The organism is Sphingobium sp. (assembly GCF_049304695.1).
Lineage (GTDB): Bacteria > Pseudomonadota > Alphaproteobacteria > Sphingomonadales > Sphingomonadaceae > Sphingobium.
This window is the reverse complement of record NZ_JBAQOK010000096.1, coordinates 26,979-51,561: the sequence shown is the minus strand read 5'-3', so window position 1 is coordinate 51,561 and position 24,583 is coordinate 26,979. Positions and strand designations below refer to the sequence as shown.

Annotated in this window: 25 protein-coding genes; 17 read left to right on the top strand and 8 right to left on the bottom strand. The window is 62.8% G+C overall.

Annotated features, from left to right (window positions below):
* Positions 1-151 precede the first annotated feature (151 nt).
* The 6 genes from WA070_RS19620 to WA070_RS19595 all read left to right on the top strand — a co-directional run bounded on the left by WA070_RS19620 (position 152) and on the right by WA070_RS19595 (position 6,379).
* The gene (locus WA070_RS19620; protein ID WP_422635597.1) at positions 152-1,609 is read left to right on the top strand and encodes an efflux transporter outer membrane subunit; all 1,458 of its coding nucleotides are present in this window, start codon (positions 152-154) and stop codon (positions 1,607-1,609) included.
* Entirely contained in the window at positions 1,606-3,144 is a 1,539-nt protein-coding gene (locus WA070_RS19615; protein ID WP_422635596.1) for an efflux RND transporter periplasmic adaptor subunit, read from the top strand. The genes WA070_RS19620 and WA070_RS19615 overlap by 4 nt, the downstream gene beginning before the upstream one ends.
* 5 nt (positions 3,145-3,149) lie before the next feature.
* Positions 3,150-3,851, top strand: coding sequence for an ABC transporter ATP-binding protein (locus WA070_RS19610; protein WP_422635595.1), 702 nt, complete (start codon positions 3,150-3,152; stop codon positions 3,849-3,851).
* Positions 3,852-3,978: 127 nt separating this feature from the next.
* On the top strand, positions 3,979-5,184 hold the full coding sequence (locus tag WA070_RS19605) for an ABC transporter permease (protein ID WP_422635594.1): 1,206 nt from the start codon (positions 3,979-3,981) through the stop codon (positions 5,182-5,184).
* 236 nt (positions 5,185-5,420) lie between these two features.
* Positions 5,421-5,807: an RcnB family protein gene (locus tag WA070_RS19600; protein ID WP_422635593.1), complete on the top strand. Its 387-nt coding sequence runs from the start codon at positions 5,421-5,423 to the stop codon at positions 5,805-5,807.
* Between the two features lie 152 nt (positions 5,808-5,959).
* Positions 5,960-6,379 (top strand): BLUF domain-containing protein, encoded by a 420-nt coding sequence (locus WA070_RS19595; RefSeq protein ID WP_422635592.1) that lies wholly within the window; start codon positions 5,960-5,962, stop codon positions 6,377-6,379.
* On the opposite strand, the gene WA070_RS19590 is transcribed toward WA070_RS19595, so the two are convergent.
* Positions 6,358-7,758, bottom strand: a complete 1,401-nt coding sequence (locus tag WA070_RS19590) for a GntP family permease (protein ID WP_422635591.1) — start codon at positions 7,756-7,758, stop codon at positions 6,358-6,360. The genes WA070_RS19595 and WA070_RS19590 overlap by 22 nt on opposite strands.
* Positions 7,759-8,029: 271 nt before the next feature.
* On the opposite strand from WA070_RS19590, the gene rpsF reads away from it, so the two are divergent.
* The 8 genes from rpsF to WA070_RS19550 all read left to right on the top strand — a co-directional run bounded on the left by rpsF (position 8,030) and on the right by WA070_RS19550 (position 12,910).
* Positions 8,030-8,479, top strand: coding sequence for a 30S ribosomal protein S6 (gene rpsF / locus WA070_RS19585; RefSeq protein ID WP_422635590.1), 450 nt, complete (start codon positions 8,030-8,032; stop codon positions 8,477-8,479).
* Positions 8,480-8,491: 12 nt separating this feature from the next.
* Positions 8,492-8,716: a 30S ribosomal protein S18 gene (gene rpsR, locus WA070_RS19580; protein WP_004212076.1), complete on the top strand. Its 225-nt coding sequence runs from the start codon at positions 8,492-8,494 to the stop codon at positions 8,714-8,716.
* Between the two features lie 14 nt (positions 8,717-8,730).
* A complete protein-coding gene (rplI, locus tag WA070_RS19575) occupies positions 8,731-9,336 on the top strand; it encodes a 50S ribosomal protein L9 (RefSeq protein ID WP_422635589.1) in 606 nt (201 codons plus the stop codon).
* A 186-nt stretch (positions 9,337-9,522) separates the two neighbouring features.
* Positions 9,523-9,861: a hypothetical protein gene (locus tag WA070_RS19570; RefSeq protein ID WP_422635588.1), complete on the top strand. Its 339-nt coding sequence runs from the start codon at positions 9,523-9,525 to the stop codon at positions 9,859-9,861.
* A 13-nt stretch (positions 9,862-9,874) separates the two neighbouring features.
* Positions 9,875-10,108 carry a hypothetical protein gene (locus WA070_RS19565; protein WP_422635587.1) on the top strand — a complete coding sequence of 78 codons (234 nt, stop codon included), beginning with the start codon at positions 9,875-9,877 and terminating at the stop codon, positions 10,106-10,108.
* 77 nt (positions 10,109-10,185) lie between these two features.
* Positions 10,186-11,124 (top strand): DUF808 domain-containing protein, encoded by a 939-nt coding sequence (locus WA070_RS19560; protein ID WP_422635586.1) that lies wholly within the window; start codon positions 10,186-10,188, stop codon positions 11,122-11,124.
* A gap of 9 nt (positions 11,125-11,133) precedes the next feature.
* Positions 11,134-12,498: an MATE family efflux transporter gene (locus WA070_RS19555; RefSeq protein ID WP_422635585.1), complete on the top strand. Its 1,365-nt coding sequence runs from the start codon at positions 11,134-11,136 to the stop codon at positions 12,496-12,498.
* 91 nt (positions 12,499-12,589) lie between these two features.
* Positions 12,590-12,910 (top strand): hypothetical protein, encoded by a 321-nt coding sequence (locus tag WA070_RS19550; protein ID WP_422635584.1) that lies wholly within the window; start codon positions 12,590-12,592, stop codon positions 12,908-12,910.
* 81 nt (positions 12,911-12,991) lie between these two features.
* Here the strand turns inward: WA070_RS19550 and WA070_RS19545 are convergent, their stop codons facing one another.
* From WA070_RS19545 to WA070_RS19530, 4 genes are all read right to left on the bottom strand, one after another.
* A complete protein-coding gene (locus WA070_RS19545; RefSeq protein WP_422635583.1) occupies positions 12,992-13,762 on the bottom strand; it encodes an ABC transporter permease in 771 nt (256 codons plus the stop codon).
* The gene (locus tag WA070_RS19540) at positions 13,759-14,691 is read right to left on the bottom strand and encodes an ABC transporter ATP-binding protein (protein ID WP_422635582.1); all 933 of its coding nucleotides are present in this window, start codon (positions 14,689-14,691) and stop codon (positions 13,759-13,761) included. The genes WA070_RS19545 and WA070_RS19540 overlap by 4 nt, the downstream gene beginning before the upstream one ends.
* 71 nt (positions 14,692-14,762) lie before the next feature.
* Positions 14,763-15,392 (bottom strand): class I SAM-dependent methyltransferase, encoded by a 630-nt coding sequence (locus tag WA070_RS19535; RefSeq protein WP_422635581.1) that lies wholly within the window; start codon positions 15,390-15,392, stop codon positions 14,763-14,765.
* Between the two features lie 38 nt (positions 15,393-15,430).
* Complete coding sequence (locus WA070_RS19530) at positions 15,431-16,333, bottom strand: LysR family transcriptional regulator (protein WP_422635580.1); 903 nt, start codon at positions 16,331-16,333, stop codon at positions 15,431-15,433.
* A gap of 160 nt (positions 16,334-16,493) precedes the next feature.
* Between WA070_RS19530 and WA070_RS19525 the strand changes: the two genes are divergently transcribed.
* From WA070_RS19525 to mmsB, 3 genes are all read left to right on the top strand, one after another.
* Positions 16,494-17,636 (top strand): acyl-CoA dehydrogenase family protein, encoded by a 1,143-nt coding sequence (locus WA070_RS19525; protein ID WP_422635579.1) that lies wholly within the window; start codon positions 16,494-16,496, stop codon positions 17,634-17,636.
* A gap of 97 nt (positions 17,637-17,733) precedes the next feature.
* On the top strand, positions 17,734-18,837 hold the full coding sequence (locus WA070_RS19520) for an enoyl-CoA hydratase/isomerase family protein (protein WP_422635578.1): 1,104 nt from the start codon (positions 17,734-17,736) through the stop codon (positions 18,835-18,837).
* A gap of 1 nt (position 18,838) precedes the next feature.
* Positions 18,839-19,729: a 3-hydroxyisobutyrate dehydrogenase gene (gene mmsB / locus WA070_RS19515; RefSeq protein WP_422635577.1), complete on the top strand. Its 891-nt coding sequence runs from the start codon at positions 18,839-18,841 to the stop codon at positions 19,727-19,729.
* 147 nt (positions 19,730-19,876) lie between these two features.
* Here the strand turns inward: mmsB and WA070_RS19510 are convergent, their stop codons facing one another.
* The 3 genes from WA070_RS19510 to WA070_RS19500 all read right to left on the bottom strand — a co-directional run bounded on the left by WA070_RS19510 (position 19,877) and on the right by WA070_RS19500 (position 24,528).
* Positions 19,877-21,100 carry a dipeptidase gene (locus tag WA070_RS19510; RefSeq protein WP_422635576.1) on the bottom strand — a complete coding sequence of 408 codons (1,224 nt, stop codon included), beginning with the start codon at positions 21,098-21,100 and terminating at the stop codon, positions 19,877-19,879.
* Positions 21,100-23,478, bottom strand: a complete 2,379-nt coding sequence (locus WA070_RS19505; RefSeq protein WP_422635575.1) for a TonB-dependent receptor — start codon at positions 23,476-23,478, stop codon at positions 21,100-21,102. The genes WA070_RS19510 and WA070_RS19505 overlap by 1 nt, the downstream gene beginning before the upstream one ends.
* Before the next feature lie 270 nt (positions 23,479-23,748).
* Positions 23,749-24,528: an enoyl-CoA hydratase-related protein gene (locus tag WA070_RS19500; protein WP_422635574.1), complete on the bottom strand. Its 780-nt coding sequence runs from the start codon at positions 24,526-24,528 to the stop codon at positions 23,749-23,751.
* Positions 24,529-24,583: the final 55 nt, after the last annotated feature.

Sequence of the window (24,583 nt, the reverse complement as noted above, 5' to 3'; positions counted from 1 at the left end):
AACGCCTGATTTCAAACTCGTTACACTTTGAGACATAAATGCCATTGAGCCGTACACGGCCCTGCGGCAGGCAGGGTGCGCACATGGCTGACCCGTTTTGCAGCAGGACAGCGTGGCCGCCCCTTTAACGATGACGGAGTGTTAGGAAAAGGTGCGATATCGCATTGCATGGATTGCCGGGACAGCGCTGAGCCTGTCCGCGTGCGCAGCCGGGCCGGACTATCGTCCGCCGCAGGCCGCTGCGTTGGGCGTCCCCGCCACGTTCAGCGCAGGCGTTGCGACGCCGGTCAGCGACGCCGATCTGGCAAGCTGGTGGACGCGGCTCAACGATCCCACGCTCAGCGCGCTGATCGACAGGGCCGTTGCCGACAATCTCGACATTTTGGCAGCACAGGCGCGGTTGCGGCAGGCGCGCGAAAGCCTGGCCCAGACCAATGCCGCCTTCCTGCCGCAGGTCAGCGGATCGGCGAGCGGCGGCAAAAATTACCGTAGTCAGGCCGGCGGCACCCGCGTCGATGGCAATGGCAACGTCATCAGCACGGGCGCTAGCAACTGGTCGAGCAGCTATTCGGGCAGCGCCAGCGCGAGCTGGCAAATCGACCTGTTCGGGGAACTGGCCCGATCGAGCGAGGCGGCGCGCGCGGACCTGGCCGCATCAGGCTATGATCTGGCCAATGTGCGCATGACGCTGATCGCCGAACTGGTGACCAATTATGTGCAGGCCCGGCTGGGGCAGGAACAGTTGCGGATAGCGCGGACAAGCCAGCAGGTGCAGCAGGACAATTATAACATCGCCAACTGGCGGTTGCAGGCCGGGCTTGTGTCCTCGCTGGACGAGAATCAGGCGCGGGCGCAATTGGCGCAGACCAGTGCGAGCATTCCGCAGATCGAGGCCAATCTGAAAGCCAGCCTGAACCGCATCGCCGTACTGACGGGGCAGGCGCCGGGCGAAGCGACCCGCGCGCTCGAAACGCCCGCCCCCATTCCGGTCGCGCCGGTGCAGATCGCGACCGGCATACCCGCCGATACGTTGCGCCAGCGGCCAGACGTGCGCTCTACCGAACGGGCGCTGGCGGCCGCGACCGCGCGGATCGGGGTTGCGCAGGCGCAGCTTTATCCATCGCTGGGCATCAGCGGCAACATCGGCACCACGTCGAACGCCTTCAAGGATCTGTTCAGCCTGATTACCGGCGGCGTGTTCGCCAACGTCGCGCAGACGATCTTCGACGGCGGACGGCTCGCGTCGCAGGTGCGCGCTCAGCGGGCTGCGACCGATGGCGCGTTCGCCGCCTATAAGAAAAGCGTGCTGACCGCGCTGGAGGATGTCGAAAACGCGATGGCGTCGCTGTCGAGCGCGCGGGAGCGCAAGGCGCAGTTCACCATCGCCTATGACGCATCGAACAGCGCGGCGATCATCGCGCGCAGCCAGTATCAGGCGGGCCTTGTCGATTTCCAGACATTGTCCACCACCGAAACCACCCTTTTGAACGCCCGCAACAGCCTCGCTGCCGCCCGCAGCGACGAGGTTCTGGCCATCGCCCAGCTATATAATGCGCTGGGTGGCGGCTGGCAGAGCATGGATAACCGCCCGGATGAGCAACGTCGATGAGCAATGATGTGACCAACACCGCCGCCGCGGATCCGTCGCTGGACGAATTTCTGGGCGCGAAGCCGGAAAAGCCATGGCGCAAATGGGCGGTCCGCGGCGGCATCGCGGTCGCGCTGCTGCTCCTCATCCTGCTGCTGGCACGCTGCTTCGGGAGCGAGGACAAGCCCAATTATGCGACTCGCGAAGTGCGGCGCGGCGACCTGACCGTCACGGTGTCGGCCACGGGCAACCTCAAGCCCATCAATCAGGTCGATGTCGGGTCCGAACAATCGGGCAAGATCACCGCCGTCTATGTCGATGTCAACGATCGCGTGACCAAGGGGCAGCGGCTGGCCGAACTCGATACCCGTCGGCTGGTCGATTCGATAAACCAGAACAAGGCGCAGGTTTCGTCGGCGCAGGCCAGCGTCGCACAGGCGCAGGCGCAGGCCGCGCTGGCCAAGGCGACGCTGGACCGGCAACTCAACGTGTTCGCGCTGTCGGGTGGCAAGGCGCCTGCCAAGACCGAGATCGATACCGCGCGCGCCAATTATACCAGCGCGCTGGCCACGCTGCGGTCTGCGCAGGCGCAGGTGGACGTATCACGGGCGCAGCTTTCGTCTGCACAGACGAACCTGTCGATCGCGCAGATCGTGTCGCCCGTCACCGGCGTCGTGCTGTCGCGCGATATCGAACCGGGCCAAACCGTTGCAGCGTCGCTGAACGCGCCTGTCCTCTTTACCATCGCCGAAGACCTGACCCAGATGGAGGTCGAAGTGTCGGTCGATGAAGCGGATGTGGGTCAGGTGAAGGACGGGCAGACCGCCAACTTTGCCGTGGACGCCTTCCCCGGCCGCACCTTCCCGGCGAAGGTCGCGCGCGTCAATGTCGGCTCTAACGCCAGCAGCGCGTCGTCGTCCACGACCACGACGACCAGCAGCACGGCTGGCACGGTCGTCGCCTATACCGCTGTCCTGTCGGTCGATAATGACGACGAAACGCTGCGTCCCGGCATGACCGCAACAGCCGATATCGTGACGCAGGAACTGCGCGACGTGCTGCTGGTCCCCAACAGCGCGCTGCGCTTCAAACCCAGCGAAGGCAAGAAGGGCGGTGGCATCGCCAGCGTCCTGCCCGGCCCCGGCCGGATGCGGCGCGGCGGCAATACACGACAGGTCAGTTTCGGCGCGGGCAGCAGCCAGACCGTCTATGTGCTGGACGAAGCAGGCGATCCCAAAGCCGTGCAGGTCACGGTGGGCGCCAGCGACGGATCGCGCACGGCGATCACCGGTGGCGACCTGAAGGCGGGCGCGCGGGTCATCACCGGCCAGCTTGCCGCCGGACAGGAAGCCCCGGCGGAGGACCAGCGCGACAAGGCTGACGTCGGCGCAAAGTCCAGCGGCCCGCGCAACCCCGCTACTGACGGCAGCCCCGCCAGCATGGGCAAACTGGGCAATTCGGGTGACAGCGCGCCCGAAACCGCACCGGTCGCGCCTGCCAGTGGCCAGCCTGCGCCTGCGCCCACGCGCGGCACCGGACGGCAGAGCGGAACCTGACGCCCATGGATGGCAAACCCATCATATCCCTGCGCGGCGTGACCAAAGTCTATGGCGCAGGCCCAACGGCGTTTCAGGCATTGAAAGGCATCGACCTCGACATCGCGCAGGGTGATTTCGTTGCGGTCATGGGACCGTCGGGATCGGGCAAATCGACCACGATGAACATTCTTGGCTGCCTGGACGTGCCGTCCGACGGTCAATTTCTGTTCAAGGGCCATCATGTCGAATCGCTCGACCGCGACCAGCGCGCGCTGCTGCGCCGCCGTTATCTTGGCTTCGTGTTTCAGGGGTTCAATCTGCTGTCGCGCACGACTGCGCTGGAAAATGTAGAACTGCCGCTCATCTATCGCGGCGAGGACAAGAAGACCCGCTATGACCTGGGCATGGCGGCGCTGGACAAGGTGGGGCTGAAAGACTGGTGGGACCATACGCCTGCCGAACTGTCCGGGGGCCAGCAACAGCGCGTCGCCATCGCCCGTGCGATCGTGACCAGCCCTGACGTGCTGCTGGCCGACGAGCCGACCGGCAATCTCGATTCGGAACGGTCGGTGGAGATTATGGAATTGCTGACCGACCTTAACCGCAACAGCGGAATCACGGTGTTGATGGTCACGCACGAACCCGACATGGCCGCCTTCGCGCGCACCATCGTCCATTTCAAGGACGGAATGGTGGAACGCATTGATCAGGGGGTAGCGGCGTGAGTATCATAGTTCCCGTTCGTCCTGAGCGAAGTCGAAGGACCATGCTGAGCATGGCGAAGCACTTCGCCAAGCTCAGTGGAAGGCTTCGACTTCGCTCAGCCCGAACGGACGTGGGGTCTGATTATTCATGCTAGGCACGACGATCACGCTCGCCTTTCGGGCGATCAACCGGCACAAGCTGCGCAGCTTCCTCACCACGCTGGGCATCATCATCGGCGTGGCGGCGGTGGTGACCATGGTGACGCTGGGCAATGGCGCGACGGCGGCTGTGCGGCAGCAGATCAGTTCGCTGGGCGCCAATGTCCTGCAACTGCGCCCCGGTCAGGGCTTTGGTCGCGGCGGTGGCGGGCCACGCCCACCCGATTTCAAAACGGCGGACCTGACCGCCATCCAGAACCAGCTGACCGGCGTGCGCGCGGTCGCGCCGGTGGTGCAGTCCAGCGGCACGGCCATTTACGAAGGCAATAACTGGTCCACCACCGTTTATGGCACCACGTCGGCCTATTCCGAAGTGCAGCAGTGGAAGGTCAATGACGGCCGCCTGTTCCTGCCGGAGGAGGAGGAAGCGGGCCGTCCGGTCTGCATCATCGGCAATACCGTGCGCACCAACCTGTTTCAGGGCGGTGAGCCGGTCGGCAAGCGGATGCGGATCAAGGGCGTGTCCTGCCAGATCATCGGCGTGCTTTCCACGCGCGGTCAGGGCGGTTTCGGCGATCAGGACGATGTCGTCGTCATGCCGATCAAATTCGTGCAGCGCCGCTTCACAGGCGATCGCGACATCAGCCAGATCATGGTCGCGGTTGACGACGCCTATGACAGCGCGGCCGTGCAGGCCAGCCTGGAACAGCTGGTCCGCGAACGGCGGCAGATCAAGCCGGGCGCGGAAGATAATTTCAACGTCTTCGACACCAAGCAGATCAGCGACACGCTGACCGGCACCACCACCATATTGACGCAGATCGTCGGCGCGGTGGCGGCCATATCGCTGCTGGTCGGCGGCATCGGCATCATGAATATCATGCTGGTGTCGGTGACGGAACGGACGCGCGAGATCGGCATCCGCCTCGCCATCGGCGCGGTTGCGCGGGAAGTGTTGTTGCAGTTTCTGGTGGAGGCAATCGTGCTCTCGTGCCTTGGCGGCCTGATCGGGCTGGCATTGGCGCTCGTCGCTTCGGTGTCGATCGCGCCGCTGATGCAGGTGCCGTTCCTGTTCGACCTGAAGGTCAACCTGATCGCCTTCTTCTTTTCCGCCGTGATCGGCGTGGTGTTCGGCTACTTCCCTGCCCGCCGTGCCGCCGCGCTCAACCCGATCGACGCGCTGCGGCACGAATAGTCAATGTTCCCCGGCGAAAGGCCGGGGAACAGGATATTGTCCGATGCAGCAGGGCCGCGCCTTGCCCAAACGACCCAAAAACATCCTATTCTGAACGGATATTCAGCTTAAATCTCAGTCTGTTACATTTTCCGACAATCTTTACCCCAACCGGCACATCCTCGCGACAACTGCCCCTTATCTCTGTCTTCGACGCCACGGCATGGCGCACGGAAACACGGTAAAGGAGACACGCAATGTTCAAGAAAATTCTCTTCGCCCTGGCCACCACCACGCTGGTCGCCAGCCCGATCATCTCGGCGCAGGCACAGGCGCAGGGCTATGGGCCACAGCATCGGAACGAACAGACCCGCACTGTCGTAAAACACAAGCCCAACGGCCGCACCGTCATCAAGAAGCAGACCGTCGTGCGCAAACCAGTCGCATCGCACCGCCGCTGGGCCAAGGGCCAGCGTTTCGACCGCCGCTATGCGACCAACTATCGCGTCGTGAACAACTATCGCGATTACCGCCTGTCGGCCCCGCCGCGCGGTTACCACTGGGTGCGTTCGGGCAATGATGCGGTGTTGATCGCCATCACCAGCGGCCTGATCGGCGCGGTCGTGGGCAGCGCGATCCGGTAACGCCCCATCATCCTGACAGAAAACGGCGCGCGTCCCGGACATCTTCCGGGGCGCGCGTCGCCGTGTAGGGGAGTATGATCGAGATCAAATACCTGTTTTTAAAGGATTGGGCGTAGGAGAGGTCTCAGGCCGGGGGGCCAAAAGGATCATTCATGTCGTTACGTCAAATCATGTATATCAGCAGCGCGACCGGGCAGATGACCGCCGTCGAATGCGCCGCCATCGCCAGTGCGTCCACGCCAAGAAATGCGGCGCAGGACGTGACCGGGCTGCTCCTGTTCAATGGCAAGCGCTTTCTTCAGGTGCTGGAAGGGCCGACCGCCGCTCTGGACCCGATCTATGATCGCATCAGACGCGATGGACGGCATCAAGCATTGGTCAAGCTACGCGACACGGCCATCGAAACGCGGGAATTCGGGCAATGGGCGATGGCATTCGACGACCCAGCCAGTTCCGGCCCCGATTTGAAGGATAAGGTCGCCGCACTGCTCCATCGGGCAGGGCCGACGACCAGCGCGCACTTCATAGGATCAGCCGAAATGCACCGGCATCACACCAGCCCGGTCGCATAATAAACGGCTATGACGATGAACACCGTCACCGTCTTGATGAGCGTCAGGGCGAAAATATCCTTATAAGCCTGCCGATGGGTAAGGCCGGTCACCGCCAGCAGGGTGATGACCGCGCCATTATGCGGCAGGCTGTCCATGCCGCCCGACGCCATCGACGCGACTCGGTGCAGCACTTCGCGCGGGATACCCGCCGCATCGCCCGCTGCCGCAAATTGATCCGCCATGGCCGCCAGCGCGATCGACAGGCCGCCCGATGCCGACCCGGTTATGCCGGCCAGCGATGTCACGGTGATGGCTTCGTTGATCAGCGGGTTGGGGATGGCGCGCAGTGCCTGTTTGACGATCAGGAAGCCGGGCAGCGCAGCGATGACCGCGCCGAAACCATATTCGACCGCCGTGTTCATGCCCGCCAGCAACGCGCCGCCGACCGCCGCCTTCGACCCTTCGGCGAAACGGTGTGCGACCGTGCGAAAGGCAAACAGCAGGATCGTCGCGATCCCCAGCAGCAAAGCCCCTTCCACCGCCCATAGCGCCGCCATCTGCGCCACTTGCACCGTCACCGGATCGGCCATGCCCGGCAGGGCCAGCGTCACCTGAGGGCTGTCGACCCAGCGCGGGATCGCCAAGGTCAGCAGCAGGTTGCCCACGCCCACCACCACCAGCGGCAACAGGGCGATCATCGGATGCACCGCCACGTCGTCGCCCTCATTATCCGGTTCGTTCACCAGCGTTTCGGGCGCGCCATAGCCCTCCCCCGCCGCCATCATCGACCGCCGTCGCCAGCCCAGATAGGCCAGCCCCATCGCCACGATACAGGCTGACCCGATAACACCCAGCACCGGCGCAGCCCAGGTCGTCGTGCCGAAAAAGCTGGCGGGAATGATGTTCTGGATCTGCGGCGAACCGGGCAGCGCATCCATGGTGAAGGTCAGCGCGCCAAGGCCGATAGTCGCAGGCACGAGCCGCTTGGGAATGTCCGCCCGGCGAAACATCTCGGCGGCGAAGGGATAGACGGCGAACACGACGACGAACACCGACACCCCGCCATAGGTGAGCAGCGCGGTCACCGCCATGATCGCCGGGATCGCCCTGCCTGCGCCAATGAAGCCAATGACGGCAATCACGATCGCGCGGGAAAAACCGGAAATCTCCACCAGCTTGCCGAACACCGCGCCCAGCAGGAAAACGGGGAAGTAGAGTTTGAGGAAGGTCGCGACTTTTTCCATGAACAGGCCAGAAAACGCAGCGGGCACGGCGGCAGGATCGGTCAGGAACACGGCCAACATCGCCAGCAGCGGCGCCATCAGGATGACGCTCATGCCCCGATAGGCCGCGATCATCAGCAGGATCAGCGATAATGCTGCAATTGCGACTGCCATAAGCTAACCCTCTCCCGTTCGCACTGAGCCTGTCGAAGTGCCGCACTTCTTCCTCAAGCGATAGAAGGAAGTGCAGGTCTTTCGACAAACTCGGCCCGAATGGCGCTTTGGGGGATCGCCCCTTGCCTTCCTCCCCCCTTTCCGTCATAGGCGCGCCTTCGCATTGGGTCCGGGGTGACTCGCCCCATGTGCGACACATTCGAGACGACAGCCGGAGGGGCGTTGCGCATGGGGCGTACGTCAGCGATCGGCCAACAGAAAAGGCATAACCATGGCTCTGTACGAGCATGTGTTCCTTGCGCGCCAGGATCTGGCACAGGCGCAGGTGGACGCGCTGGCGGAAACCGCCACCAAGATCGTGGAAGACAATGCGGGCAAAGTAACCAAGGTCGAGACCTGGGGCCTGCGTTCGCTCGCCTACAAGATCGCCAAGAACCGCAAGGCTCACTATGTGATGCTGAACATCGACGCCCCCGGCGGCGTGATCGCGGAACTGGAGCGTCAGACCCAGATCAACGAAGACATCATCCGCTACATGACCGTCAAGGTCGATGAACTGGAAGCTGGCCAGTCGGTCATGATGCGCAAGCAGGATCGCCCCGACCGTGGCGATCGCGGCCCTCGCGGCGACCGTGGTGATCGCGGTGATCGTGGTCCCCGCGAAGATCGCGGCGACCGTGGCGATCGCGGCCCGCGCCGTGAAGAAACCGCTGGCGAGTAAGGAGACACACACATGGCACGCCCATTTTTCCGCCGCCGCAAGAGCTGCCCCTTCGCCGCCAAGGATGCGCCGAAGATCGACTATAAGGACGTACGTCTGCTTCAGGGCTTCGTGTCCGAACGCGGCAAGATCGTCCCCAGCCGCATCACGGCCGTTTCGGCCAAGAAGCAGCGCGAACTGGCCCAGGCCATCAAGCGCGCCCGCCATCTGGGCCTGCTGCCCTACATCGTAAAGTAAGGGAGTAGATACCCATGGAAATCATTCTCCTCGAACGGATCGAGAAGCTCGGCGCCATCGGCGACGTCGTGACCGTCAAGGACGGTTACGCCCGTAACTTCCTGCTTCCGAACAAAAAAGCGCTGCGCTCCAACAACGCCAATAAAAAGGTGTTCGAGGCCAACCGTGCGCGTATCGAAGCCGACAATGCTGCCCGTCGCACTGATGCGGAAGCGGCTGCCGGAGACGTGAACGGCAAGCAGATCGTCCTGATCCGCCAGTCGTCCAACGCCGGTGCGCTCTATGGTTCGGTTGCGGTTCGTGACATCCTCGAAGCGCTGCATGCACAGGACGTCACCAACGTCACCAAGGCGATGATCGTGCTGGAACGCCCGATCAAGACGCTGGGTGTGTTCGACGTCAAGGTTGCGCTGCATCCTGAAGTCGTCACCACCATCCAGGTGAACGTCGCCCGCTCGCCAGAAGAAGCCGAACTCCAGTCGCAAGGCGTGGACGTGATGGCCGATCTGTTCGAAAAGGACGAAAGCGGCTTCACTGAGGATTACGATCCCAATGCAGAGCCAGGCGAGATCGCATCGTCCTCGGCCGATGCGGACGAAGAGCCAGCCGAAGAGGCGTAAGCCTTTTTCGCAGCCTATTCTTCAGGCACAAAATAGAAAAGCCGCCCCGCAACGGGCGGCTTTTTTGTTATGGGGACGCTTGTGAGCCAAACCCAAGCCCTCCTTCGCCATGAACTGCCCATCCGCGCCGATGCGCAACCGTTACGATAGGGCGGAACGCGCCTGACGCCCGCGCGTTCGACTGCCATGGAACCCCGCCCCCTTATCGAACGCATCGCCCGTCATCTGGCTGGCACGGACCCCAACCGCTGGCCCGATCATGTGGAACAGGCAGGCAGCATATTGGCGTTAGCCAAAGAACCGGACGCGGCGATGCGGGAGGCGGGCGACACCGCCACATGGGGCGCGATGATCGACGCCGCGCTACGCCAGCGTTGGGACGGAACGCACACTCCGGTCCACACCAGCGATCAACCGCCCGCCGGTGCGGATGAAGAAGGCGAAGCGCCCCTGTCGCCCGATGCCGTCGGTCGTGATCGTGCGGATTGGGTCCATCTCCATCCTGCTCACGATCGGCAAACATAAAGGGGCTTGGACTATGAAGGGACTGATCAAACTCGCCGTCGTCACCGGCCTTGGCTTTGCCGCACTCAAAGGGTGGCGTGAATGGATGGGCGATGGACAACCGCACGATGATCGCGGACCGGTCGGCTCGTCCGGCATTGTGCGCGACGCCGGTCCGCAACATGGTATCGCGGATAAGGATTGGGACGTGGTGGACGAACAGTCCGACGAATCCTTTCCCGCCAGCGACCCGCCGGGCAATTTCTAAACCGGTGGGGAAAGGCGATTGCCGCGTAGCGCCCCGATCCCTATGACGCGCGCATTGATAACAGGGGACTTCCATCTATGCCTTCGGGTCTGATCGCGCTGCTCGATGACGTGGCGGGTATCGCACGGCTTGCCGCTACATCGCTGGACGATGTGGCCGCCGCCGCTGGCAAGGCGGGAACGAAAGCGGCGGGCGTTGTCATCGACGATGCCGCCGTGACTCCCAATTATGTCATGGGCCTGACCCCCGACCGCGAATTGCCGATCATCTGGAAGATTGCAAAGGGATCGCTACGCAACAAGCTGCTGTTCCTCCTGCCCGCCGCCCTGCTGCTCAGCGCCTTCGCGCCCTGGCTGCTGCCGCCGCTGCTGATGCTGGGCGGGGCGTTCCTATGTTACGAAGCGGCCGAAAAGCTGCTCGAAGCTATGCAGGGCGGACATGACGTGGCGGAAACCGCGCTCGAAACGCATAGTTCGACCGAGCTGGAAAACCAGAAAGTATCGAGCGCGATCCGCACCGACTTCATCCTGTCAGGGGAAATCATGGCGATTTCGCTCGGCACGGTGGCGGACAAGCCGATCTGGGAACAGGCGATCGTGCTATTCGTCGTCGCCATCCTGATAACGGCGGGCGTCTATGGCGTCGTCGGCCTGATCGTGAAGATGGACGATATCGGCCTGCATCTGGCCAAGCGCACGTCGGCCGCCATGCGCGTCATCGGGCGCGGTCTGGTCAAGGCGATGCCAATCCTGATGGGCATCTTAAGCGTCGTCGGCACCGCTGCGATGCTGTGGGTCGGGGGCGGGCTGATCGTCCATGGCCTGCACGAATTTCACTGGGACATGATCCCCGGCACTATCGAGCATCTGGCGCAAGGCGCGGCGCAGGCCATGCCCGCCATCGGGGCGGTGATCGAATGGGTCGTGAACGCCGTGGGCGGCGCGATCGTCGGGCTGGTCGTCGGCGGCATCGTCGTCGCGGTGCTGCATGTCATTCCCAGAAAACAAAAGCATTAGAGCATAACCATGAAGTCCCTCTGGCGCATGGAGGCAGGCGCCCTCATCGCGCTCGCCCTGCCGATGATCGCGGGCAATGTCGCATGGTCCGCGATCGCCGCGACGGACCTGCTGCTGCTTGGGCGGCTGGGCGCGGAATCGGTGGCGGCGGGGGCGTTGGCGATCAACCTGTTCCACGCGCTGCTGCTGTTCGGCATGGGACTGGTCACGGCGGCATCGCCTTTGATCGCCAGCGAACGGGGCCGTCGCCGCCATTCGGTGCGCGACGTGCGCCGCACCGTGCATCAGACGCTGCGGGCCGCCGCGCTGTTCGTCCTCCCCGCCTGGGCGATCCTGTGGCAGTGCGAAGCGATCATGCGTGCCATGGGGCAGGATGCGGATCTGGCGCGCGAGGCCGGACAACTCATGCGCGGGTTGCAGTGGGCGCTGCTGCCCTTTCTGGGCTTCACGACGCTGCGCAATTTCATGGCGGCGCTGGAACGCCCGATCTGGGGTCTGGTCATCATGCTGCTGGCCATTCCGATCAACGTGGCACTGGGATGGGCGCTGATCTTCGGTCACTTGGGCCTGCCCCGGCTTGGCCTGTTCGGTGCGGGGCTGGCCAGCACCCTGTCATCGACCTTCCTGTTTCTGGGCCTGCTGGCGGTCGTGCTGAGCGACCGTGGCTTTCGCCGCTATCGTTTGATGGGCCGATTCTGGACGCGCGACCGGGAACGCCAGCGGCAGGTCTGGGCGCTGGGCCTGCCGATCGCCATCACGCTGGGCTTCGAAACCAGCGTGTTCAACGTGTCCGCATTCCTGATGGGCCTGATCAATCGCGATTCGCTGGCGGCGCATGCGGTGGCGATCCAGATCGCGGCGCTGGTGTTCATGGTGCCGATGGGCATTGGGCAGGCCGCCACGGTGCGCGTAGGCATCGCCTATGGACGGGGCGACCGGGCGGGCGTAGGCCGTGCGGGGTGGCTGGCGCTGATGGTCGGCACTGGTTTTGCCTGTGCCGCTGCCACCGTACTGATTCTGATGCCGCGTACTTTGGTGTCGATCTTCCTCAACCTGTCCGACCCCGCCAATGCGCAGACCGTCCGTCTGGCCGTCAGCTTTCTGGCGATCGCCGCGCTGTTTCAACTGGTCGATGCGGCGCAGGCCGTGGGCGCTGGCGTTCTGCGCGGGCTTCAGGATACGCGCGTACCGATGATCTTCGCCCTGCTGGGCTATTGGGTCGTGGGCCTTGGCGTCGGCACGATCCTGGCTTTTCCGCTGAAAATGCGGGGTGTTGGCATCTGGCTGGGCCTGGCCAGCGGGCTGGGCGCGGTTGCCGTGCTGATGGTCATACGCTGGACCATGCGCGAACGATTGCATCTCGTTCCGGGCTGATCCACCCGTCCCATCGGTTGCGCAGGTTGAACATGGTGCAGCGCACAAAGCAATTGAAAATTTCGCGCAAATCGGTAAGGAACCGCTTATCATGCAAGCCCCTACCGAGATTTTTGAAGCGATCGCGCTCCAGAAGTGCCTGAAGGTGACCTATAACAAGATGGTCGTCACTCTGGCTCCCCACATCCTCTACACCCGTCATGACGAAATGTTCATCGACGCCGTGACTGTGGACCGCGACGGCCGTCCGCCGCGTGAGCTGAAACTTGGCACGTTCAAGATCGTAGGCCTGTCCGACTTGGTCGTGACCGACGAAGCATTTGATGCGATGCATGGCCTGTATGACCAGAATGACGACAAATATAAGGGCGTGACCCTGTTCGCCGTCGCGCCGGAAAGCGCAGCGGCGTAATAGCGGAGCGTGCTCCCGCGAAGGCGGGAGTCCAGCCCCTACGCCTGAACCAGGCTCCCGCCTTCGCGGGAGCCCATCAGACTATTTCTTCAAACGATAGCCCGTCCGAAACATCCAGCTGATGATGGCAATGCACACGGCTAGCATCCCCGCGACGAACATCAGGCTAAATTCGATCCCCACATCGCCCCGACCAAAGAAGGTCCAGCGGAACCCCGAAATCAGATAAACGATCGGGTTGAACAGGGTGATCGTGCGCCATGGTTCGGGCAGCATATGCACCGAATAAAAAGCACCGCCCAGAAACGTCATCGGCATGATCAGCAGCAGCGGAATGACCTGCAACTGCTCGAAACTCTGCGCCCATATGCCTAAGATAAAGCCGAACAGGCAGAAACTGACCGCGATCAGAACCATGAAGCCGACCATCGCCAACGGGTGCGCCACCGGCACATCGACAAACAGATGCGCGGTCACGAATATGATGCTGCCCACGATCAGCGACTTGGTCGCCGCCGCGCCGACATAGGCAATCACCGTTTCCGTCGCCGACACGGGGGCCGACAATAGTTCGTAGATGGTGCCGGTGAATTTGGGCATGTAGATGCCGAAGCTGGCGTTGAAGATGCTTTCAGTGAACATCGACATCATGATCAGGCCCGGCACGATGAAGGCGGCATAGGCGATGCCGTCCACTTCCGTCATGCGCGACCCGATCGCGCCGCCGAATACCACGAAATAGAGCGACGTCGTGATGACCGGGACCAGCAGTCCGGTCAGCAGCGTGCGGCGAAAGCGATGCAGTTCGAACCGATAGATGGCCGAAATGGCGCGTAGATTGGACAGGCTCATGCCGCCTTCTCCTGATGGACCAGGCTCACGAAAATATCCTCCAGGCTGCTTTGCCGTGTATTGAGATCCTTATAGACGATGCCCAGATCGCCCAGCCTGCGCAGCAGAGACGACACGCCTGTCCGCTCCGCCTGCGTATCGAAAATATATTCGATCTCCGCGCCATCGGCCTTCAGGGCCACGTCCCATTCCGCCAGCTCGACGGGTATGGCGGCCAAAGGTTCGGCCAGCACGACGCCCAGCGTCTTCTTGCCCAGCTTCTTCATCAAGGCGGTCTTGTCCTCCACCAGCACCAGTTCGCCCCGGTTGATGACGCCCACCCGGTCGGCCATTTCCTCGGCCTCCTCGATATAATGGGTGGTCAGGATGATGGTGACGCCGGTTTCGCGCAGCGCGCCGATCAGCTTCCACATGTCGCGGCGCAACTCCACGTCCACGCCTGCGGTCGGCTCGTCCAGAAACAGCACGCGCGGCTCATGGCTCAACGCCTTGGCGATCATGACGCGGCGCTTCATGCCGCCCGACAGTTCCAATATCTTGGCGTCACGCTTGTCCCACAGCGACAGGTCACGCAGGATTTTTTCGATATGCGCCGGGTCGCGCGGCTTGCCGAACAGGCCACGGCTGAGCGTTACCGTGTCGATCACGCGCTCGAACTGGTCGGTGGACAATTCCTGCGGCACCAGCCCGATGGCAGAGCGCGCGCCGCGATAATCGCGCACGATGTCATGCCCGGCGACGCTCACGCTGCCCCCGGTCGCCCGAGCAATACCGCAAATGATGGAAATCATCGTCGTCTTGCCCGCGCCGTTGGGACCAAGCAGGGCGAATATCTCGCCTTCCTCGATCGTCAGGTCCACGCCCTTGAGCGCTTCGAACCCCGACGCATAGCGTTTCGTCAAACCCTTGATGTCGATGATGGATGCCATGGATGGCTCTGCCCCCTTATGTTGGGGTCAAGATAAGGACCGCGCGCCGCGATGCAACCACGCGACCGTGCCTATTCCCCGTGGCGGAAGAAACGGAATACGGTCGCGGGCGGGAAGTTGCGCACGGTCTGCCCCGCGCGCACGACGTCCAGCCCCAGCGCATCCATCACATCGCGGCTGACGGGCGGGCGCATCGAATAGGTGAACTGCACGAAACTGCCGCCCGGCCGCAGCATGCGGAAGGATTCGGACAATATGTCGTGGTGCATATGCCGATCCATCGCCAGCAGGGGCAATCCGCTCACTACCGTCTGATAATCGCCCGGTTCGCCCGCCGTCGCGGTCGATACGATCTGTGCGGGCGTTTCCAGCACGGATACGTGGGGGAAATGCCGCCGCAGACCGCGCGCGAAGGCAGGGTTGATCTCCACCACTTCCAGCTTTTCCGGCGGCAAACCTGTGTGCAGGATGGCGCGGGTGAACACACCCGTGCCGCCGCCCAGTTCCAGCACGCGCCCGTCCGTGGGGTCGATCTGCTCCACCATCAGGCGCGCCAGATAGCGGCTCGATGGAACGACCGACGCGGTCTGGCGCGGCTTCTTCACCCAGGCGGCCAGAAAATCCAGATATTCCGTTGCGCGAATGCCAAATTCGCTGTTCCGAAGGGCGATCGCCCGGCTGTGCTTCGGCTTATATTGCATGGGCGAAATGCGACCATTCCTTCTTTTACCCAACCCCCTTAGCCGGGTCGGAGGGCGGCGTCGATTGGCTTTAACGTTTCGATGCGTTCTTGCAGCCAGCCAGCCACCGCGCCGATGCGCGCCAGCTTGCGCAGGTCGCCATGCATGACCAGCCAGAAGCTGCGGATAATCTCCACCCGGTCGGTCATCAACGGCACCAGTGTCGAGTCGCGTCGGCCGATAAAATCGGGCAGCACGCCGATCCCCGCCCCTTCGGCGATCATGCGCTGCTGCATGATGATGCTGGTCGATCGCAACGTGGCTTCCAACCCCGCCTCCACCTCATCCAGATAATCGAGTTCGGGGGAGAAGATGAATTCAGGCACATAGCCCACCAGCACATGTTCGCGCAGCTTTGCGGGCGTCGTCGGCGTCCCGGCCCGCGCCAGATAGTCAGGCGCGGCGTAAAGATGCAGCCGATAGTCGCCCAGTCGCCGCACCATCAACCGTCCCCGCTGCGGCCGCGCCAGCATGACCGCCATGTCCGCCTCCCGCTTCGACGGGTTCAGGAAACCGGATGCCGTTATCAGGTCCAGCCGGATGCCGGGATGCCGCCGGTTGAAATCGGCCATGCCGGGGGCGAGCACCCAAGTGCCGAACCCTTCGGCCACGGACAATCGCACTTGCCCGGCCAGCTTCCTCTCCTGCCCCCGCGCTTCCTCCATCGCCGCCAGCGCCGCGCTCTCCGCCGCTTCGGCATGAACCAGCAGTTCCTGCCCGCGCGGCGTCAGCGACCGTTCGCCCGCGCCGATTTCAAACAATTCGGCATCCAGCGCCTTGTCCAGCCGGGCCAGTCGCCGCGCGATCGTCGTCGCATCGATGCCCAATGCCCGCGCCGCCGGGGCCAGCTTGCGCGCCCGCGCCACGGCCAGAAACACCCGCAAGTCATCCCAATCGAACATGGCGCCCCATCACTGCAAAGTTGCAGCCCACCCATGCAGAACTTCTCCATTGCTTGCAATTGTGCAAGCCGCCACATAGATTTGCCCGATCAATAAGGCACAGACCGCCTCCGGTCCCATGGCGTCCCAGGCGTCTGGCCCCGGTCGGGACAAGGAGAGTATGACCCAGTTCGATTTGACCGAGGACCAGCGCGCCATTCAGGACATGGCCCGCCGCTTCACCGCCGACGCGATCACGCCCCATGCCGGCGAATGGGACGAGAAGCATGTCTTCCCCCGTGACGCCATCCGCGCCGCAGCGGAACTGGGTTTCGGCAGCATCTATGTATCGGAAGAGTCCGGTGGCATCGGCCTGGGCCGTCTGGAAGCTGCGCTCATCATGGAAGCGATGGCCTATGGCTGTCCGTCGACCAGCGCGTTCATCTCCATCCACAATATGGGCGCGTGGATGATCGACCGCTTCGGCGCGCAGGCGGTCAAGGACAAATATCTCCCTGACCTCATCCCCATGACCCGCATGGCCAGCTATTGCCTGACCGAAGCGGGCGCGGGGTCGGACGCATCCAGTCTCAAGACCCGCGCCGTGCGCGATGGCGACCATTATGTCGTTACCGGGTCCAAACAATTCATATCCGGCGGCGGTGAGAATGAGATTTACGTCGTCATGGTCCGCACCGGTGAAGATGGTCCCAAGGGGATTAGCTGCCTCGTCATCGAAAAGGACATGCCCGGCGTCAGCTTCGGCGCGCCCGAACGTAAGCTCGGCTGGCATTCGCAACCCACGGCGCAGGTCAATTTCGACGGCGTGCGCGTGCCGGTGGAAAACCTCGTCGGGGCGGAGGGCGAAGGCTTTCGCATCGCAATGATGGGGCTGGACGGCGGCCGCCTCAACATCGGCGCCTGTTCTCTGGGCGGGGCGCAGCGCTGCATCGACGAAGCGGTGCGCTACACCAAAGACCGCAGCCAGTTCGGCAAGGCGATCGCCGAGTTCCAGAACACCCAGTTCATGCTGGCGGACATGCAGACCGAGCTGGAGGCCGCGCGCACGCTGCTTTATGCCGCTGCGGTCAAGGTAACGGACAATGCGCCTGACAAGACACGCTTTGCTGCCATGGCCAAACGCTTTGCCACCGACACCGGATCGTCCGTGGTCGATCGCGCGCTGCAACTCCATGGCGGCTACGGTTATCTGATGGACTATCCGATCGAACGCTTCTGGCGCGACCTGCGCGTCCATTCGATCCTGGAAGGAACCAATCAGGTCATGCGCATGATCATCGCACGCGACATGCTGCGGGATTGAACGCTGTCACCCGACGATAACAACAACCGTCATCCCCGCGAAGGCGGGGATGACGGACAATGATGATCGCCTGCGCAGATCGCGAAGGGAGACGAGAATGACCGACCAAGTCCTGACCCTCATCGAAAACGGCATCGGCCGCATCCGCCTCAATCGGCCAAGGGCGATCCACGCCCTGACTCCCGAAATGTGCGACGCGATCAACGCGGCGCTGCTGGCGTGGCGCACCGACGACGCCGTGGTCGGCGTAATGATCGACCATTTGCCCGCCGCAGATGGCGATCCCAAATTGTCGCGCGGCTTTTGCGCGGGCGGCGACATCGCGTTGATCGCCAACAGCGCCAGGGGTGACTGCGTCGAAGCGGAACGCTTCTTCCACCTCGAATATCGCATGAACCATCTATTGTTCGTTTATGACAAGCCGATCGTCGCCTTCATCGACGGCATCGTCATGGGCGGCGGGGTCGGCCTCTCGCTTCCGGCGCGCTACCGCGTTGCAACCGAACGCACTGTGTTTGCCATGCCCGAAACCGGCATCGGCCTGTTCCCCGATGTAGGCGGCGGGTGGTTCCTGCCCCGCCTGCCCGGCCGCATCGGCGCATGGTTGGCGACCACCGGCGCGCGGATCGACGGCGCGGATTGCGCGACCATCGGCATTGCCACGCACTATATCGGGTCGGATCGTGTCGAGGCGGTCAAGGCGCGCATATTGGCCGATCCGCTGGGCATGGGCGAGATATTGGACGAAAATGTCGAAGCCCCGCCCCATTCCAGACTGATGGATGCGCGCGCCGACATCGACCGGCTGTTCGCATCTGATGACGCGGAATCCATCGTCGCCGCGCTCGAAGCCGATGGCGGCGAATGGGCGGTGAAACAGCGCGCCGTCCTCGCCACCAAATCGCCCCAGACGATCAAGGTCGCGCTGCGCCAGTTGATCGAGGGCGCGGCCAAACCCGATTTCGCCGCCAACATGGCGATGGAATATGGCCTCGCCTGCGCCATCATCCGCCGCCCCGACTTTGTCGAGGGCGTGCGCGCGGTGATCTTCGACAAGGATAATGCGCCGCGCTGGAACCCGGCAACGCTGGCCGATGTCAGCGACGCGATGATCGACGCGATATTCGCGCCGCTGCCCGCCGACCGACAGTGGACGCCCCTGCCCGAACTTGCGCCGAACCTGACCGAAAAGGATGCCTGACATGACGACCCAGCAGACAATCGCCTTCATCGGCCTGGGCAATATGGGCGGTGGCATGGCCGCCAACCTGCTCAAGAACGGCTATGCCGTGCGCGCTTTCGACCTGTCCGAAGACGCGCTGGCCAAGGCGGAGGGGCATGGGGCCGTACGAGCCACAAGCGCTGCCGACGCCGCGACCGGCGCGGACGCCGTCGTCACCATGCTGCCTGCCGGCACCCATGTCGAAAGCGTCTATGGCGGCGACATATTCGGTGCTGCCACCCCCGGCGCGCTGTTCCTTGACTGCTCCACCATCGACGTTGCCACCGCCCGCCGCGTGGCCGACGCCGCGCTCGCTGTGGGGTTCGAAATGGTCGATGCGCCAGTATCGGGCGGCATCGCGGCGGCCAATGGCGGCACGCTGACCTTCATGGTCGGCGGCAGCGACGCAGCCTTTGCCAAGGCCAAGCCGATCCTGTCCGCCATGGGCAAGGCGGTGATCCATGCGGGTGGCGCGGGCAATGGGCAGGCCGCGAAAATCTGCAACAACATGCTGCTGGGCGCAACGATGGTTGCCACCTGCGAAAGTTTCGCCATGGCCAAAAAGCTGGGCCTTGATCCCCAGACTTTCTACGACATATCCAGCGTGTCGTCGGGCCAAAGCTGGTCGATGACCAGCTATTGCCCCGTCCCCGGCGTCGGCCCGCAATCACCGTCCGACAATGGCTATCAGGGCGGCTTTGCAGTCGGCCTGATGCTCAAGGATCTGAAACTGGCGACGCAGGCCGCTGCCGTGGTCGGAGCGTCCGTGCCCATGGGCAATGCAGCCGAAGCGCTATACCAACTGCTCGCCAATCAGGGCGAAGGTGCGCGCGACTTTTCGCTGATGATCGAGATGCTGGAAGGGAAATAACGCCTTTCCTCTCCCCACCCGTCATGCCAGCGGAGGCTGGCATCTCTCTTCTTCCGACGTTGTGCAGAAGAACAGCGAGATCCCGGCGTTGACCTTCGGTCGCCCTTCGGGTCGCCGGGATGACGATAGGAGAGGCGGGGTCTTGAATCACTTCCCCTTCGCCACCTCCGCCGCCGCCAGCACGCGCAGCACATTGCCCGACCAGATTTTCTGGATATCGGCCTCACTATAGCCCGCCTTCAACAACGCATTGGTGATCCTGGGCAGGTCCAGCACATCCTCCAGCCCTGTGACCCCGCCGCCACCATCCCAGTCCGCGCCGATACCGACATGGTCCGGCCCCACGACCTGCAACGCATGGAGCATATGCGCCATGAAATCTTCGAAGGTCGCCCGGTCCGTATCGGGATAGAGCCTGTCAATCTCCTGCCGCTTGGCCAGCAACTCGGCGCGCTTTTCCGCCGATACCTTGGCCCCTTCGCGCATTTCCCCGAACAGCGCCGCCATCGCCTTTTGCCGTTCCGGGTTGGGTTTGCTGGCTTTCAGATAGGTGCCATAAGCGTTCATCTGGATCACGCCACCCTTGGCCGCCAGCGCCTTCAGATGCGCGTCGTCGATGTTGCGCGGATGGTCATAGACCGCCTTGCACCCCGAATGGGTCAGCAGCACCGGGGTCGTGGACAGCGCCAGCAGATCGTCCAGCACCTGATCGCTGCTATGCGATGCGTCCGGCACCACACCCAGCCGGTTCATTGCCTTGAGCAGTTCCTTGCCCAGCGGACTCAGCCCGCCATAGCGCGGCTTTTTCGACGGGTCGGTCGAACTGTCGGCGAACTGGTTATGCGCGAAATGGGCAAAACCCGCGACCCGCACACCCATGTCGTAGAATGTCTGGAGCAGGGAAACATCTTCCCCCAGCGGATAGGCATTTTCGATCGACATATAGACGACCCGCTTGCCCGCCGCCGCGATGGGAGCCGCGTCCTTTGCTTCCAATGCCAGCGTAAAATTCGCCGGGTCCGCCGCCACCATGTTGCGGATTGACACACCGCGCAGGATCGCAAAGTCACGCGCCTTGCGAAACCCTTCGATCGTCAGCGGTCCCTGCGAGGTGTAAATCGCCCAGAAACCGCCATCCAGCCCGCCCTTCTTCATGCGCGGCAAATCGACCTGCGTATAATCGCTATGGACGCCATGTTCTTCCTCGATCGACCAACCCGGCAGGTCGAGCGAGGCGGGCGTATCCAGATGCGTGTCGAGCGTCAGGAGGCTCTGGTGCAACTGCTGCACCTTTTTCGGCACCGCCTGCGCCGAAGCCGGACCCGAGAGCAGCGCAACACAAGCCGCTCCCATCATCAAGAACAGCCGCATCAGATTTCACCCGAGATCGTGAACTGGAACGTGCGCGGAGAAAGCGGACGGAACGTGCCGTCGCCGGTCACGCTGGCGGAGATAAAGGACAATGTGTCCTTGTCGAACAGATTGTCGATGTTGAAGCGCGCTTTCATGCTCTTGATCGGGCCCAGGCTGAAACCATCACCAATGTCGACATAGGCGCTGAACACGGTGAAGCCCGGTACGCTCGATCCAGCGGTATTGGTGAAGGTCGACCAGCGCTTGGACGTATATTTGCCCGAAATATTCGCCACCAGCCAGCTTGCCGGTTCTACCGTCACGCCGCCACTGACGATCCATTTCGCACTGTCAGGGATATATTTGTCGGCGATTCTGATGGGCGTGGATGCGGCGATGTCATCCTGAAACTTGGCGTTATTATATGTGACGTTCAGATTGCCATAGGCTAGACCGTTCAGGAAAGACGGCTTGTAAGTGCCTGAAAACTCGGCGCCATAGGACCGGACCCGGCCAACATTCTGGAAGAAGGTTTCGGTCGCCGCACCGTTGCTGCCCGGAACAAAGCTGGTGATCGACTGGATGCGATTGTCGAACTTGGTGTAGAAAGCGGCGAGCGAGGCATAAAGCTGCCCCTGATTGGTGCGGATGCCCAATTCCATATTCTTCGACCGCTCCGGTTTGGGCTGCGTCACGAGCGCGCCGCCCGGCCGGATGACCGAATAAATGTCATCCAGTCCCTTGGGCAGGGCCATATTCTCCGCGTAGGATGCAAACATCTGCGTGCGCTCGTCAAATTTATAGAGCAGCCCCGCCATCGGCAGGAAGAAGTCGCTATAATGGGCCGTGTTGCTCTGCGGGCCATAGCCAGCGACGTTGCGCCCCGCGACGACGCGATAATAATCGTCGAAGTCGCGATAGCCGCGATAGCTATAGTCCAGATTCAGCCCCTTGAACCCGACGTCGATGATGAACCGGTCGTCGGCCAGCTTGAGCGTATCCTTCAGGAATATCTGCATCGTATCACGCTTGGACCGATAGTCCCGGCGCAGATAGACCAGTTCGTCCAGCAGCGGCGCACCGTCCGCCGCGCCATCGACAGTATTATAGCGCGCCTGCGTGCGATGATATTTGTCGACTTCGGCCCACAGGCCCGCTTCGACTGTATTGTTGCCCATTTCCCAATGCAGCTTGTTGGTGATACCATAGCGATCACCACCGACGCCCGACCGGCCGAATTGCGTGCCTCTGGGTCGCGTGACGGGCAGGCCGACGGCGACCTGTCCATTATAGCGGGTCAGCGAATTGGCATAGGTGTCGGGCGAAACGCCGTAACCGCCCTTATCCTCATAATAGAGCGTCGATTCTGCCCATACGCCCTCTGCAATCCCCGCATGGAATGTCGCGCCATATAGCTTGTCCTTCCGCACGTTGATCGCCAGATTATAGACCTGCGCATAATTGGGGTTGGAATAATAAACGCCCGCGACCGTCGGCGCGAAGCCCGGCGTCGTGTTCGGCACATTTTCCAGATAGGCATAATCGCGCCCGCACTGGCCGATCAGGTTGGTCGCCGTGCAATTATATTGGGCGCGCGTGATCGAGGGCGAGTCATAGTCGAAAAAGTCGTTCGACACGAATTTGAACCGCGCCCAGCTAGTCCCGCCGAGATCTGCGTGGATTTGCCCTTCCCAATGTTCGCGATCGACCGAACCTGGCCCCCGCCATAAATCCGTGTCCAGCTTGGTGCGGCTGACATAAGCCTTGAACGGACCGACCCTGCCGGTGCTGGCGCGGATGAAGGTGCGGCGCAGATTCTGGTCGCCAAAGCTCTGCGACACGAACAAGCCCATCTCCTCCTGCGGCGCGATGCTGTTATACTGGATCACCGGACCCAGCGTCGAATAGCTTGGCAGGCCTACATCGCCTGCGCCGATCGACGCTTCCACCACGCCCAGATTTTCATTGTCCACATAGCGGAACACCGGACTGCCGCCGAACGCATCGCTGCGCCCCGTGGGAATGCCGTCCACCACGAAGCCGATCTGGTCCAGGTTGAACGCGCGCGTCTGAACGCTGTTGCCAAACTCGTACAGCCCCAGCGCACCGTCCGTCTGCACGTTAAAGCCGGGCAACTGCTCCAGCATCTTCAGCCCCGAAACGCCCGCTGGTGCGGACAGCAACGCCTCACGCGTGACGGCGACGACGTTGCTCACCTTATCCTCACCGATCGCCTCGGCCGATTGCGATATGCGGCGACCCGTAACCGTGATGATATCCTCCGCTCCCTCCACCGGCTCCTGCGCATAAGCGGCAGATGTCAGCGCCCCGACGGCACAGGCCAGCGACAACGCAGCGCGAGATGAAAAACGAAAGGACGACGAGGCAACGAACATGGACAGGCTCCCTTTATGCCTTTGGCAGGCGTTTTGGGCCATTCAGGGCAGCATCGCGGGGACGCCGCACCTCTCCATGGATGATGAAGGCGAACGCATCGCTGCGCCCGCCCGACTGTTCTGGGTTTCCCTTTGAAACGAAGTTGCCGTCACATTCCGCCACGGGTTAACGCGGATTTATGATCCGGCGGGAGAATGTTTAAGCCGCGTGTTCCCGCCAAGGCGGGAACCCAGCCCTGCCGTCGCGGGAGCACGCAGCCTGCTAAACCCTCAACGCCCCTTCCAAACGCCCGGCCGCTTTTCGACGAAGGCGGTCATCCCCTCCGCCCTGTCCTGCGTCGCAGTCAGGATCTGGAACAGGCGGCGTTCGGTCAATATGCCCTGCGCCAAGCCGGTTTCGAACGCGACATTGACCATTTCCTTGTTCACCATCGCGGCCATCGGCGGCATCGCGGCGATCGCGGCAGCGGTCTTGAGCGCATCGTCCAGCAGGTCGGCGGCAGGCACGATCCGGCTCACCAGCCCCGCCCGCTCGGCTTCCTCAGCCCCCATCATGCGGCCAGTGAGGCACATCTCCATGGCCTTGGCCTTGCCCACTGCGCGGGTCAGGCGCTGCGATCCGCCCATGCCCGGCGCGACGCCCAGCTTGATTTCGGGCTGACCGAATTTCGCCGTATCCGCCGCGATGATGAAGTCCGCCATCATCGCCAGCTCGCACCCACCGCCCAGCGCAAAGCCTGCTACCGCCGCGATCCATGGCTTGCGGGTGGCGACCACGTGGGTCTGCCAGCCGGAAAAGAAATCCTGCAGGAAAAAGTCCGCCGCGTCCTTTTCCACCATTTCCTTGATGTCCGCGCCCGCCGCGAATGCCTTTTCCCCGCTGCCGGTCAGGACCGCGCACAACTGGGTCGGATCGGCGTCGTAGGCGGCAAAGGCGGCGCTCAGGTCGGCCAGCACCTGGCCGTTGAGCGCATTCAAAGCCTGCGGCCGGTTCAGCGTAATCAGCGTCACCGCATCGCGCTGCTCCACCAAAATCGTCTCATAGGTCATCGCCATCTCCTTTATGTCGTCGCATATGCTTTATTGCGGGGCGCGCATATCGCCC